Below are 13,614 nucleotides of genomic sequence, written 5' to 3'. Positions count from 1 at the left end.
CTGTTATTTTTTAATCATCTTTTATATTAGTAAAAAAATAAATAATAGCAGATGATTTTTATCATTCCCTGAAGTCCTTGCCTGTGTTGGGTTTTAAGGCTTTGGTTTTGTATGTTCAATAAGATATTCATCCGGTGTTATCTACACTAAAAAAAGAGGGCATTTTTTTCCGGGATGAACTCTCCGTATGGGTTTTCGCTGTATCTTTACTTTGCTTCCAAAAGAAGCAGCCCGTAAATTGTAATTGTTAACTGAATTCTGAAAAACCTGGAATCATCCAAATGACCCTGTCAACCTTGACCATATTCGGCCCTGCATTGCAATCCGCTATAAGAATTGCAACGGCCATTGCAAAAGAGTATCATCATCCGCAGTATACACCTGCGCACTTACTGCGCGCCTGTTTACATAAAGAAACCGGTCTCGCTCCCGCATTGCATCAAATGAACATCGATGTGTATTACCTGGAAGAATGGGCGGAAGTCCGGCTGGATGAAATGCCCCGGGCATCGCGCATTCCGGATGAACCGGAACCGGATGAAGCGGCAGCGGCCGTATTGAATGAGGCCGTTAGTATAGCGCAGGACAGCGACACCGAACCGGATGCATGGAGTTTACTCATCGCGTTATGTACACCGGGAGTAGGTTTTTCCTATGAACAACTGAAAACATTTCCTTTCACAAGGGATCAACTGATCAGCGCCGGCAAACAGGGCAAAGAAAACAATACTGTAAATACTGCTGCACCCGGCGCTATTAAGCCGGGCGCGTTGAAATATGTATACCGCATTACCGATCCGCAACTCCTGAAAACTTTTCACCCGGTTATTGGCCGCGATGGCGAAATCAGGGCGGTAACGGAAGTGCTTACACGTAAAGACAGGGCCAGCGTGCTGGTGATTGGCGAAGGCGGCGTAGGAAAAACAGCGCTGGCAGAAGGCCTGGCCCGCGCTATTGTACAGAAGCAGGTGCCACTGCAATTGCAGGCCTCGGAGATGTATGCTTTGGACTATGGGGCATTTATAGCGGGCGCTGCTTATAAGAGTGAATTGGAAGACCGGCTCCTGCAAATTATCCAGCAACTCAAACAAACCGGCAGGCACATACTTTTTATTGATAATCTCCACAGCCTGCTCGATAAGCAATCCGGCGCAGGCATGGCTAATGTGCTAAAAGCCGCACTGGGTAAAGGAGAGATCATCCTGGTGGGAACTACTACACCGGAAGGCTTCCGGAAACTGATTGAGCCGGATGCTATCCTCCGTCACCGCTTTGAAACCATCACCCTTCCGGAGCCGGATGAAACCCTGGCAGCAAAAATGATAAGCGCCGTGGTACCCGTATACGAAAGCTTCTACCAGCTTAATGTTTCACCCGAAGGGGTACAGGAAGCCATCCGTTTATCAAAACGCTACCTCAAGGAAAGAAGCCTGCCGGATAGTGCCGTAAACCTGCTGGACCGTACTATGGCTGCAGTAAGGGCTATGGAAGATACCAGCCAGCCATTGCTGAAAACCCTGGAGGAGGAATTTGCTGCGCTAAACAGTAAGGAATCCTTATTGGCAGAAGATCTGCATTGGTTTTACCGGCAAATGAGGGAAAGGCTCGGCGTATTATTATCATCCCGTTTACATACAGATACCGATCTGCATAAGATACCGGCAATTCCGGAGCTGCAGTCTGCATTGCAACAGTTACTGGAACAGCTGGCAAGCATTGCCGGTACGCAGCAGGAAGCAGTAACACCGGTAGACCTGGCCACCATGATTGCCGCCATCACGGGTATCCCGCTCGGAAAGGTGCAGTCGCAGGAAAGGGAGCGGCTGATCAACATGGAAGCGCAACTGCGCAAACGGGTGGTAGGGCAGGATCATGCCCTCAAAGCCGTGGCAGACGCCATACTTGAATCCCGGTCGGGCCTGAGCAGACCAGGGCAACCCATCGGGTCTTTCTTTTTCCTGGGACCTACCGGAACCGGTAAAACAGAACTGGCAAAGTCATTGGCGGATTTCCTTTTCCAGGACGAACGCTCCATGATCCGTTTTGATATGTCGGAGTTCAAAGAAGAACATGCCGCAGCCCTTTTATACGGCGCCCCTCCGGGGTATGTAGGATATGAAGAAGGCGGGCTGCTGGTTAATAAAATACGGCAACAGCCCTACGCAGTAGTGTTGTTTGATGAAATAGAAAAGGCGCATCCTTCTGTGTTTGATATTTTCCTGCAGATCATGGATGAAGGAAAATTGCACGACAGGCTGGGTAAAACAGGCGACTTCTCCAATGCGCTGGTGCTGTTTACCTCCAATATTGGCAGTGAAGCCATTGCCCGCTCTTTCCAGGAAGGAGTGATCCCTGCCTCACAACAGCTCATGGAATTAATGGCCCGCCATTTCCGGCCGGAATTTCTGGGCAGGCTTACAGAGATCGTTCCGTTCGGACCTATCCAGGCTGCCAACGTGGAAAAGATCTTTGATATTCATTTACAGCATTTACTGCAACTGCTGGAACAACAGCAGATCAGCTTTACCGTTACTGCAGACGCCCGCCGGCACCTGGCCCTGATGGGGTATTCCCCTCAATATGGTGCGCGGCCCCTGCGGGAGGTGATAAGAGGACAATTGAGGAAACCTTTGTCGAGAATGATCATCGACGGCAGCCTCCGGAAAGATATGACGGTAACACTGGATATAAAAAATGAACAGCTAGACTGGACAATAATTTGATGATTGTCAGATTCCAAAATTCTAAATTTATCTCAAATGAATGACAACTACGGAATTGGCGGCACAGAAGTGAAGCTGGACGCCAACGAAGCCATCGCGGAAATTTCGCATAACCGTACCTTGTTTGCTGAAAAGTTAACCCAGCAGGCGCCTGTTAAACCGGAAATAGTGGAAGGGCTTACTTCCGTAGAAGGTGTGTTTGAACACTTCAAACCGGCAGTGAATGTAAGTTTCCATGACGCGGAAGGCCGCCCTGTCCCGGAAAAATTACAGTTCCACCACCTGGGCGATTTCGGCGTAAAAGGTATCACGGCGCAAAGCGCTTTCCTGAACGACCTGGCCACAGAGAAGGAACAATACCTGAAAATTATGAAACAGCTGAAAACGAATAAGATCCTGAAGTCCGCCCTGGCAGATCCGGATGCCCGTAAAGCTATGCTGAGCGCTATTCGCGGAATGATGAACGATCTTAATACCAAATAACTAACCGTTGCCTATACGGGAACATAACCTCAACGATTATGGCAGAATTACAGAAAAACCAGGAACTGCAAAACGAAAGCCTGTCTTCACAGCAATCAGAAGCCAACCTCGCCGGTAGTATTGAAGACCTGGCAAAATACGGAGGCTTCGATCTCCTGGAAGCAGCTGTGGAAGGTGCGCAAAACCTGAACCCCGAACGTAAAGCACGCCGCAATATCTTTTTGACGGAAGCCGGCAAAAAAACAGAAAGAGATAAATTAAAGAAGATACTATCCCTGTGGGAAAAAGTATTGTCTGAAACAAACGAATTGCCCGAAATGGTGGATTACTGTACCACCCATGCAGAGGAAGCTGAAAATGTGCTGTCAAAAAACCTTGGCGAGGCAATAGAGTCTACCCGCGAGCTGGAGCAATCATACCGGAACGTGGCGCTCTTCTTTAAAAATACAGAGTCCGACAAGGTGAAAAATATATCCTTTATCAATGTGGAACTGGAGCAGCTGAAAGACCTGGATAACACCCGGTTTATTGACGCTATCAGCACAGAACTGGTGAATAACTATGATCGCCTGGATCTGCGTACCAACTATAGCCTGCTGGTAATTCCCGGCTACCTCGGCTCCAATAAGGTGATAGAGAAGTGGGCGAAAATTGCGCATGAAAACAAAGCCATGCTGGTAACCGATTTTGCACACCTGGATGCACCGGATGACGTGATGGAAATGTTTGAACTGGCTAATCTCACCGGTGGGGAGATCCATCGTTCCAATGTGATCATGGCCTGTAACTGGCTGGTTGGGCGTGGAAAATTTGATGAAATAGGAGAACAGGAACACCTGTATGTACCGCCATCAGGCGCGCTGGCAGGTAAAATTTATAAAACCCTGATGTCGCAGGTAACTGCCGGTAAGAAATTCGGTGGCATGAACGAAGTGGATGGGGTGAAATTTGAACTGAAGAAAAGTGAAATCGCCAGCCTGGAAAAAATGGGACTCGTGCCCATGGTGAAAGAGTACGGAAAGGTGATGGCCTTCAGTGCAAAAACGCTGTTCAACGGCGACAACCTGGGACTGCAAACCTATTCTGTAGTTCGTGTATTCGACTTCGTTACCAAAGTGCTCATGGACTTCCTGAACCGCAGGGCTTTTGAAAACTTTAACGCCAATACCCGCAAGGACCTGATGAAACAGATCATCCGCTTCCTTGATGGCATCACGGGGCCGGATAAACTCATCGAAGATTTTAATATCCGCCGTTTCGAGCAGGACCCGATCCAGAAAGACCGTATCCACCTGGATATTCATCTGAAGCCTTACTTCCCTGCCAAAAACTTCCTGATCAAAATGGAAGGACAGAGAGGGGATGACGCTGCAGATTGGGATACCACCTACGAACAGGATGGCAAATAACCGCCGGCAATCAGCTTTGGAAGCTTAAACAGGCATTGGGAACCCGTTTCCCAGCCCGGAGCTGATTGCATAACCCCGTATATTTAATATCATAAGCATTAAAGCCAATTGTAAAGATGAAACATGTGCTGTGCAGTCTGCTGTTTTGTTTGTTAATCACAGGCGCCTTGTCAACGGTAAGTGCCCAAACGGGCACAGATAGTATTCTAACCACCAAAGGAGCAGTAACACTGATCACCTCTGGTGCGCCTATCAGCGCTTTCCAGATAGGCGATGGAAGAAATACCGATTACGATTATCGCATCGTGGATGGTAATATGGTTTTTTTACGCCCGCTAACACCTGCTCCCCGGCCTACCAACCTGATAGTAAGAGAGGGAGAGAATATTCATTACATGATCATTGCCTATCGTGATAAAGTGGAACTGACCCGTTTAAAATATACGTTGTCAGGTAAACCCAGAACAACCGGCGCCATTACCACTCCCGAAGCAACGCCGCAGGCGCCCCGCGCCGGCTACGGTGAAAGAGACGGGCAGGTGCCTGTTGCTGATGTGCCCGAAGAAACCGGCCACCTGATCAGTGTAGATACAGTTACAGTAGGCAAAATAGCAGCCGACTTCGGAAAAGATCACAAAGTAAGCCGGCAGTATGAAGTAAAAGTAGATGATGTGAGCATAGGCTATGCGCAGGCCATGACCCTTAATAACATGAATTATTTTTCTTTCCGTATCCGCAATAAAGGAAAAGAACCTTTTGAAATAGTAAAGGCAAGCCTGTTGCACAAGGAAAAGAGAGACACCGCCCTGCTGCATGCAATGCCCATCCTTTATAAAAAAGGACCGGAAACAATAGCGCCAAAAGAAGATGCCAACGAAGTATTTGTGGTGCCATCCAAACAATTCCGGAAAGAAGACGAGGTGATCATTGTACTGCAAACCACAGAAGGGAAACAACAACTGGTGCTATATGTACCGGTAACCGCCTTCCCGAAATATATGATGGCGAAGCAATAGAAGAACCAGATGAAAAAACAGGTTGTTCTGATAGGAATACTGCTGTTGCTGCTGCCGTGTTTCGCTTCGGCGCAGCAGGTGGATTTCTGTGGGGAAGTGGTGCCAATGGAAAGGGATTTCGTTTCTAACCGGCTGATGGATGTGATCAAACGGAACCTGCGCTACCAGGGCTACCTTCCGGCACTCCGCATGAAAGCAGAACAATATTTCCCCATCATAGAACCCATCCTGCAACAATACCAGGTGCCACTGGATTTTAAATACCTGCCTATCGTGGAAAGTGGCCTCAGCAATGCTACTTCGCCGGTAGGCGCGCAAGGGGTGTGGCAGATCATGCCAGGTACTGCAACAGAACTTGGACTAACGGTGAGCGCTGGTTATGATGAAAGAAATCACCTGATCAAAGCTACGCACGCCGCCTGTAAACTGATACGGCTGTTGCATCAGCAGCTGAACTCCTGGACACTGGCTGCAGCAGCCTATAACGCCGGTTCGGGAAATATCTCCCGGAACATAAAACGCCAGGGAAGCAGCGACTACTACCAGTTGCTGCTGAATAATGAAACAGCCCAGTATATCTACAAGATCATTGCCATAAAGCAACTTTTTGAAAGCCCTGAACTATACCTGCCGGGTTTTGGATACAACGTATTCAGTAAGAGTTCTGCTAACGGTTCTGTATTTTCCCGGCCCGCATCAGTGAGCAAAGCGGGCGATAAAGATTTTAATTCCATCCGCATCTCTGTAGGCAAACAGGCAGTTACCCATCCGGCAATGGTGGTGTATGCCGCCCGGCTGAAAGTAAGCAATACCTTCGAAGACGGGCAACTGGTAAGCATCCAGCTACTGGACGACCTCCAGGCTAACGGCGTGTATATCCGTAAAAATGCAAGTCTTTCCGGCAAAGGCTGGATAGTGGGTAACCGGGTATACGTAGATCTCGGGTTTGAAAACACCGTAGTATTGTACGCCGCCGATGGTAAAAAAGGAGTGCCTGCCAGTTTGCTGAAAACCGGCGGAGAAGTACAATTGCGGGGAAGGAACGATAAAAGGAGCGTTGCTGCCACAACATCTGCGCCTGCTGTGGCATTTACATCAGCAGGCTATTAATATAACACCTGAAAGAATGCTACCCACTGTGTTACCTGCTTCTCCGGAAGCATTTACATCAGCGCTTCATTAATAAACACCCGGAAGGGAAAAGTATTACTGGATTTTTCCTCCAGTTGTAAAAGCAGTTCCTCTTTCATGTATTGCAAATTGGCAGCCGGGTAGCGTTGGGTAGGCTGGTGTAATGAAATGCGTATATCGAGCGTACGGCTGTAACCCGTATTCACACCAGGTTGTAAGGCCATCCCTTTAACAACGGCGGCGGATTTCATTTCCCTTCCGAAAATAGTGCGGCAAAGCGCTTTAATATCTTCAGGAGTTACAATACGGTTATGTGAAAGTAAATGGGAACGGTACAGGTTAATTTTCTCATCAATATTCAGCCGGTCTTTTCCGCCCTGGGTATTACTTAACAAGGTAATGCTGTTGGGACGGGTATTGATGTTGCCATACTCCAGCAGCCTGGTACCCATGCGGATGTTATTGGCAGCAGTGCCATTGGTAGAATAAAACTCAAGGAAAATGTACTCTGCATTTTCTTTTGGCTTTACCATCACATAAGGAATATTACCCTTGTTGGCGCCGGGTTGCAGCTGCTCTTCCAGCGAGGCGATCAGCTGATGCAGTTCCCGCATCCGGTTGGTCACAAAATCATTCTTCACTTCTTCAAATAAAGAGCTTTCATCGCGGATCACTTCTACCAGGTAGGCAATTACCTCTTTGGCTTCACGCGTATCAAAGCGGCCGATACCGCTGCTGCGGATCACCAGTTCCCCTTCCTGCATCTGCCCGGCGGTAGAGAAGTTACGCACATAATAGTCGGTTCCTTCAAGATCATACACCCGTTTGATATCAAAGAAAATATCCGGTGTTTGCAGGGGAATGATATTCAGATAACGATTCAGTTTCATGGACTGCTCGTTATTTTTTTTGTTGATAACGGGAAAACAGTTGATGCTGCAATAAAGATCTTCCAGTAATGTATGATGCAATACTTCCGGAAATTCGATGCGCAACCAGTAAACCTCTTTGTTTAAGCGCTGGGTATCCTGCCCGAAGATCCTGTTGATAGCGTCTGGTGTACGGGTAGCCACCGGGGGATGTGTATCAGTAATAGTAAGAAAATGACGACGGAATTTTTGAAGGATATGCTGGCTGTAGCGCGTATTGTTATTCACCGCTACCTGGATCATATTGTCCGTTTCTTCCTCTGCGATGCTCCGGCTGTGATGATAACCGCTTTTTACCATCAGCTCCCGGTTGCCGGCAAATACTTTTGCCAGCGGAAGATAGTGGTAAAACATTTCCTGCTGATGAATATTACGGAGATCAAAAAAGAAAGACATTCCTTCCCAGGAATGGGGTACATCTTCCAGTGCAACGCCGATCCATAAATGGTTGGGCGCCATATCGGGAAATACCTGCCCCTGCAATACCTGTTCCTTGAACCAGTGATCGCGGGTTTCATACAATTTATTGCCGATAGCCATATACTGAACCTGCCCGCGGAACAGCCGGTGGTTGGTTACAGGTGCAAAGAAAAGATCGCGGTTATGGGTACCAGATTTGGTATGATGATAAAACTGGTGATCCGAATGAATATCCGCCACCGCTTCCGTAGCAATGGCGTGGAGAATGCCATAGGCAGGCTGACTGCTGGTAATGGGTTCCGGCATCATGATCTGCGCCAGCCGTTCTACCAGCCGGGCATGTGAAACATCCACTTCCCCCGAAATTTTCTCCAGTTCACTGGCACAGGCTTCCAGCAACAGTTGCACTACCGGGTCAAAGGAAGTTTCCACCTCCGCATCCGGGTATCCCCACAAACGCGCAGCTGTTTTCAGCATACGGTCCTTTATTCTTTCTTTTTTTTCTTTCATGAGCGGTTAATAAACAAATAATCAATCGTACGACAACGGGCTGATGTAAAAGAAGCTGCTGTACTGAAACGGATGATTGTTTTTGGTAACGGTTCCCGAAACGGTAACCCGGATCTTCTTTTTCATTTTACGGGTGGAAGGGAGCATCAGTTCCTCCTGGTTTACAGCGGCCACTACCCTGATCTGCGAAATTCTCTTTTCGTATCGTGTGATAGAAGCTTTTACAGCATTTTCAATCTGTTCCTTCACTTCATTATTGGAGGCTTTGATGTCAAAGTCGCTGTCCCACCACTGGCAGCCGTATTGGGCGTCATCTTTATTTTCGCCCAGCACTGTGGTGATAAGCAGGTGGATATGCTGCGCGATGGAGTCTTCCAGCGAAATGGCCGGCATGTCTCTTTTCTGCAGCAGCAGCGAAAAATCAATGGGCAACTGATAATATTTTCCTTTCATGATATGCGCTTAAAATATACCCAGCACTTTTTTGCGGTCATACATAATGAGGATTTCCTTTACACATCCCTTTTCATCTTTCGCCAGGTTCACCCTTTCGATCTTGAATTTTTTCTTTCCGTAGATCCGTTGACAGAAGTGGGTAAAGTTATCCACATCATTTGTATTAAGTACTACTCTTGCATTTAGGTTGTTGCAGAGGTATTGTGCAAAATCATTAGCCGTTTTTTGTTTCAGGGTTACCTGTGTAAGCATGTATTTAAATTCATCGTCGGAGATGGTAGGCCGCGGCTCTTCTTTCTTAACCGGTTCTTCCGGTGTTGGTGCGGGTAGTGGCACGGGGTTAAAGGCCGGTTCCGGCCGCTCTTCCGGCGCTGTGGCCCTTGCCGGGAATACGGTAATATGTTTTAATACCATATGACTGCTATCGCCGTTAATAATGAGCGATAAAGTTCTTTCACCGGGAGAGGAGAAGGTGTAGGTAACAGAAGAACCGCTATGGGGCTCTGCGTTATCCTGCAGCAGGCGCCATACCCAGTTTTTGGCGGAAGGGGTGGAGTTGGTGAAAGTAACCGGCCGGCCGGCGAAGGCTTCAGCAGGGCCGTCTATTACCGGGAAGATATCGGGTTGATTACCTGTAGCAGCCGGTGTGTTCATTACCACCATTACTTCTTTACGCCAGGTGCATTTGCCGGATGTGAGCGTAATCATATAACTGCCGGCTTTGTTGAAAGAGTGATATACCTGCCTGCCGGTGGCTTTGGCAGTAGAGTCGCCAAATTCCCATGTATACTCCGAACTTTTTTTGCCGGCGTTTTCTGCATTGAAAGTGATCACTTCTCCAACGGCATATGCTTTACTGTTACTATTCTGAATATGACTGAGTTTTATATCTGTATTACTGCAATCTTCACGGCCATCCAGCTGGAATGCCAGCAGTGCCATACTAACAAGGAACAGTCCGAGGAAGGTCCATAGCACCAGCGGGTCAACATGGCTGGCGATTTTTCCAAACGGTCTGAATGAATTTACCTTGCGTTCATTTTCGGGTTTACGGGGGGCCATCGGTTTTTCAGGTTTTTACAATTTTAGTATTTTTTTCAGATAAATTGCCAAAGATAATGGCTATGGGAGAAATTTTTTCATGGCGCAAAATTTAAGCCGTAATATGTCTTAATAATAAAATCAAACCCCTATTTTTGTTACTGAGTTGTTAGCCCGGAACCATAGACGAATGATAGTTATGCTAACAGTTTGCCGCTAATAGCAGATCAGAGAAACCTAAATAAGACCTCATGGTAAATAATGCGCAGAAGGCTGCCGTGCTGGAAGAAGTGATTGACCACGTGAATGCTTTACCATACGACGTAAGAGCCGAAGTAGTGGTGGGGGAATTGCTGGATAACCAGGTACGGGAAGAAGAAGTAGTGGTGCAGTTGCAGAATGTATTTACCCGGTCGTTTGCAACAGATATCACAGGAGTGAAGCTGGACGACAGCCAGCCGTATCAGCCGTTTATTAATTTTTTCCTTTCGCGCGACGGTATTTATGACCGGCTGCCGCAGGGGATGTTTCATGAGTTTAAGCAGGAGCCGTCTTCCAGGCAGCACGGCGTTACGGAAATGGTAGCGCGGTATAAAAAGCAGCAGCAGCAACAACAACAGGCCCGCCGCTTCTTTCAGCCCCTGGAAAATGAGTTTTTCCTGCAACGTGTATACCTGGAGCAGCGGGAGAAACACCTGCTGTTTGATGTGTTCGGTAAAGACACCGACCAGCTATTCCATCAATTCTGGGAACTGCCTCCGGGTCTTCCTGCCAGTGCGGTAAACCGGCTGGTAAAATTGCTGCCGTATGTGCACCGCATAGCCGGTAATATGACATTGGTAAAGCTTTGCCTGGAGCAGGTGTTGGAAGAAGAAGTGACCATCAGCTGGGAACGGGCGCCGCAAATGGTGCAAACAGAGAACAGCATTCCACTGGGCGAATGTATGCTCGGTGTAGATGCTATGGTAGGCACAGCCTGCTATACGGATATGCCCGTGGTAACAGTGAGCATTGGCCCGGTGAAACGGCAACGGATATACGATTATCTGCCCTGGCAGCCTTACGGAAAGCTATTGGAAACCTGCTACGGATACCTGCTCCCGGCAGATGTGGAAATTAAAACGGTGCTGCTGCCTTCTTCCGGTGAAAAAAATGTAACCTTGCACGATAAGCAACCTGAGCAGGGGATCATGGGATATAATTTTTTTCTCTGAAAGCAACCGGCAGATGCTTATATGGAATTATTTTTGCTATTAACGACCATCTGAAAAAACCTGAAATGTTAGTACCCAAACCCGAAAAACCTTGACATACCAACAGAACTATGAGATACACCGCTAAGTTTTATATCATGCTGGCCGGCGCCCTGGCTATAGGCTCCTTTATAGTGGCTTTGCTCAGCAGGTACATTAAAAATTTCAGTCTTTATAAGAAGAAGGCACTGTTGTATTTAGTAATAATGACGCTGGTATTTGCCGTGATCAGTTCCATTCCGTTCCTTTTCACTCATCAGAACCTGATGAACCAGTATCTTTTCTACGAAGTATGGTTCCTTGGGCTTGGCGTTGTACACTGTCACTTTATGTATACCCGCTTCTGGGCCAATGAAACTACCCTGGTATCGGAGCTCGCCTTTATATTGGCCATCTGGCTGTTTGGCGGCGCCGGTTTTGTGTTGGTGAACCGGATACTCGATAAGGATACCTTTCTTTATTATCCCATGCTCACCAGTATGTTTTCTTTTGTACTGCCCACTTTCGTTTATAAAACTTTTGAAAAGATGATGGCCATCCCGGTGAAAGTGCATAAATGGTGGCAGTATCCCATTTATAAAGATGTACCGGAGGTGAATGAAGACGAGATGAAAGACCTGATCGTTATAGGGCTGGAAATGGAAAAAGGGCCGCTCGATAATAACCGCACGTATTTCCGGGCGCGTACGCCCATCAAAATGGACCTGGGAGACCTGTTCTATCATTTTATCAATGACTACAATGACCGTTATCCCAATACGCCAATTGATTTTGTAGATCACACCGGGCAACCGTACGGCTGGGTATTCCACCTGAAGCCACGCTGGTTTGGCAGCGCCAAAACACTGGACCCGGATAAAGCGGTATTTATGAATGGCATTAAAGAGAACAGCGTGATCATTTGCAACAGAATTATGTTATCCTAAAAAGCAGTATTATGGCAGAACCGCTCAAGCATTTCCCCGTTAACTGGGTAGATGGAATGAAGATAAAAAAGCAGCATTTTATAGATACAGAGAATGCTTTACTGGATCAGATCAGGGATGCATTGGCGTGCGGTATTCACGCACTTAACTACGGACTGTTGCCGCCCAAAGGAGAAAATAAAGAATCCCTGCGCTGCTGGTTTGTAAACGACAACCAACATCAATGGAGGATCAAACTTACCGAATGCCGCGCTATAACGCCCGGCGGGGGCCGCATTGAAATCCCTGAACATACTGTGCATTCACTGAAGTATGCCACTACTTTCCCGGAAGCTACTTATACCTGGGATCCCCAACATACAGAAAACACTTATTATGTTTTAATACAGGTAAATCCGTTTAACAGGCAACCCAGCGGGGAACCTTTACTGGATGAAGATCCGCCAAGATTACCCTATGCCACGCCGGAATACAGCCTGTATGTAGCGCCTGCATCACAATTGCCTTCAGGACAGTTAGGCAGTTACCAGATCGTGCTGGGCCGCATCAGTGTATCGGATGGCCGCGCCCAGATGGATGACGACTATATACCACCCTGCAGCATCGTAAGCGCACATCCTGCGCTGGTAGACCTCTTCCATGAACTGGATCAGTTCCTGGGGCAGATGGAGCTATACGGTGTGCATATTGTGCAGAAGATCTATGGCAGAAACCAGCAAAACGACCTGGCGCTGGTAGTACTGTATATCACCGAAAAAATGGTACAGTTCCTCGGTACAAGGATCACACAGTTCAGGTGGCTGGCATTGCAGCAACCCCCGGCACAGATGCTGGAAATTATTGCCGGCCTGGCCCGTACCATGAAAAACGCTATCGACCAGCGCGCCGGCGCCGGTAAGGAAGAACTGCTTAATTACCTGTCTGAATGGTGTGAACTGCGGCAGGGAGAACTGGAAACACTTATGGTGAACTGTGCAAATATCAAATACAAACACCTGGATGTAAGAGAGTGTTTACAACCCATGATCCCGTTTGTAAGGGCAGTGAACAAATTGTTTGAAAGCCTGAGCCGGCTGGATTATATCGGGCGCAAGCAGGACAGCAACATTTTTGTGAAAGAAGAATCACAGGAAGATGCGGAATACCTGCGTAAGCATAAAACCAAACGCTGGTTTTTTACTGATTAATTTAGCGCAGCAACATTAATTGTTTCAACGAAAAACCTGCCTGTGTTTAACAGGTAATTTAACAAGATAATTTCAATCCAAAACGATTTATAATATGCAAGTATTAAACAGGCAGGAAAGAAATGTTTCC

At 47.4% G+C, this 13,614-nt stretch carries 11 protein-coding genes and 1 pseudogene; 9 read left to right on the top strand and 3 right to left on the bottom strand.

Features of this window, described 5'->3' with window-relative positions:
- Positions 1-281: 281 nt before the first annotated feature.
- The 6 genes and pseudogenes from VN105_RS29745 to VN105_RS06325 all read left to right on the top strand — a co-directional run.
- Positions 282-1,559 (top strand): annotated as a pseudogene (locus VN105_RS29745) (AAA family ATPase); the annotation flags it as partial.
- Between the two features lie 204 nt (positions 1,560-1,763).
- On the top strand, positions 1,764-2,723 hold the full coding sequence (locus VN105_RS29740; protein WP_414647232.1) for an AAA family ATPase: 960 nt from the start codon (positions 1,764-1,766) through the stop codon (positions 2,721-2,723).
- Between the two features lie 36 nt (positions 2,724-2,759).
- Positions 2,760-3,206: a hypothetical protein gene (locus VN105_RS06340; protein ID WP_325639032.1), complete on the top strand. Its 447-nt coding sequence runs from the start codon at positions 2,760-2,762 to the stop codon at positions 3,204-3,206.
- Positions 3,207-3,244: 38 nt separating this feature from the next.
- The gene (locus VN105_RS06335) at positions 3,245-4,615 is read left to right on the top strand and encodes a DUF5458 family protein (RefSeq protein WP_325639030.1); all 1,371 of its coding nucleotides are present in this window, start codon (positions 3,245-3,247) and stop codon (positions 4,613-4,615) included.
- Positions 4,616-4,731: 116 nt separating this feature from the next.
- The gene (locus VN105_RS06330) at positions 4,732-5,631 is read left to right on the top strand and encodes a hypothetical protein (RefSeq protein WP_325639028.1); all 900 of its coding nucleotides are present in this window, start codon (positions 4,732-4,734) and stop codon (positions 5,629-5,631) included.
- Between the two features lie 9 nt (positions 5,632-5,640).
- Entirely contained in the window at positions 5,641-6,741 is a 1,101-nt protein-coding gene (locus VN105_RS06325) for a lytic transglycosylase domain-containing protein (RefSeq protein WP_325639026.1), read from the top strand.
- A gap of 53 nt (positions 6,742-6,794) precedes the next feature.
- Here VN105_RS06325 and VN105_RS06320 read toward each other — a convergent pair whose 3' ends face one another.
- From VN105_RS06320 to VN105_RS06310, 3 genes are read right to left on the bottom strand one after another with little or no spacing between them, the layout of a single operon-like run.
- Positions 6,795-8,621: a hypothetical protein gene (locus VN105_RS06320; RefSeq protein WP_325639024.1), complete on the bottom strand. Its 1,827-nt coding sequence runs from the start codon at positions 8,619-8,621 to the stop codon at positions 6,795-6,797.
- A 21-nt stretch (positions 8,622-8,642) separates the two neighbouring features.
- Positions 8,643-9,074, bottom strand: a complete 432-nt coding sequence (locus tag VN105_RS06315; RefSeq protein ID WP_325639022.1) for a GPW/gp25 family protein — start codon at positions 9,072-9,074, stop codon at positions 8,643-8,645.
- 9 nt (positions 9,075-9,083) lie between these two features.
- Entirely contained in the window at positions 9,084-10,139 is a 1,056-nt protein-coding gene (locus tag VN105_RS06310) for a PKD domain-containing protein (protein WP_325639020.1), read from the bottom strand.
- Positions 10,140-10,369: 230 nt separating this feature from the next.
- Between VN105_RS06310 and VN105_RS06305 the strand changes: the two genes are divergently transcribed.
- From VN105_RS06305 to VN105_RS06295, 3 genes are all read left to right on the top strand, one after another.
- The gene (locus VN105_RS06305) at positions 10,370-11,332 is read left to right on the top strand and encodes a type VI secretion system baseplate subunit TssG (RefSeq protein ID WP_325639018.1); all 963 of its coding nucleotides are present in this window, start codon (positions 10,370-10,372) and stop codon (positions 11,330-11,332) included.
- 110 nt (positions 11,333-11,442) lie between these two features.
- Positions 11,443-12,297: a TssN family type VI secretion system protein gene (locus VN105_RS06300; protein ID WP_325639016.1), complete on the top strand. Its 855-nt coding sequence runs from the start codon at positions 11,443-11,445 to the stop codon at positions 12,295-12,297.
- A gap of 11 nt (positions 12,298-12,308) precedes the next feature.
- Positions 12,309-13,484 (top strand): hypothetical protein, encoded by a 1,176-nt coding sequence (locus tag VN105_RS06295; RefSeq protein WP_325639014.1) that lies wholly within the window; start codon positions 12,309-12,311, stop codon positions 13,482-13,484.
- The last annotated feature ends 130 nt before the right edge of the window (positions 13,485-13,614 follow it).

Origin of the sequence: Chitinophaga sp., assembly GCF_035564935.1 — a bacterium.
GTDB lineage: Bacteria > Bacteroidota > Bacteroidia > Chitinophagales > Chitinophagaceae > Chitinophaga.
Note: the sequence above shows the minus strand (reverse complement) of the source record. Positions and strands in the feature narration are given on the sequence as shown.

Coding starts and splice junctions, on each gene's coding strand:
- VN105_RS29740 (WP_414647232.1), top strand. CDS start 1,764: ATGATTGCCGCCATCACGGGTATCCCGCTCGGAAAGGTGCAGTCGCAG.
- VN105_RS06340 (WP_325639032.1), top strand. CDS start 2,760: ATGAATGACAACTACGGAATTGGCGGCACAGAAGTGAAGCTGGACGCC.
- VN105_RS06335 (WP_325639030.1), top strand. CDS start 3,245: ATGGCAGAATTACAGAAAAACCAGGAACTGCAAAACGAAAGCCTGTCT.
- VN105_RS06330 (WP_325639028.1), top strand. CDS start 4,732: ATGAAACATGTGCTGTGCAGTCTGCTGTTTTGTTTGTTAATCACAGGC.
- VN105_RS06325 (WP_325639026.1), top strand. CDS start 5,641: ATGAAAAAACAGGTTGTTCTGATAGGAATACTGCTGTTGCTGCTGCCG.
- VN105_RS06320 (WP_325639024.1), bottom strand. CDS start 8,621: ATGAAAGAAAAAAAAGAAAGAATAAAGGACCGTATGCTGAAAACAGCT.
- VN105_RS06315 (WP_325639022.1), bottom strand. CDS start 9,074: ATGAAAGGAAAATATTATCAGTTGCCCATTGATTTTTCGCTGCTGCTG.
- VN105_RS06310 (WP_325639020.1), bottom strand. CDS start 10,139: ATGGCCCCCCGTAAACCCGAAAATGAACGCAAGGTAAATTCATTCAGA.
- VN105_RS06305 (WP_325639018.1), top strand. CDS start 10,370: ATGGTAAATAATGCGCAGAAGGCTGCCGTGCTGGAAGAAGTGATTGAC.
- VN105_RS06300 (WP_325639016.1), top strand. CDS start 11,443: ATGAGATACACCGCTAAGTTTTATATCATGCTGGCCGGCGCCCTGGCT.
- VN105_RS06295 (WP_325639014.1), top strand. CDS start 12,309: ATGGCAGAACCGCTCAAGCATTTCCCCGTTAACTGGGTAGATGGAATG.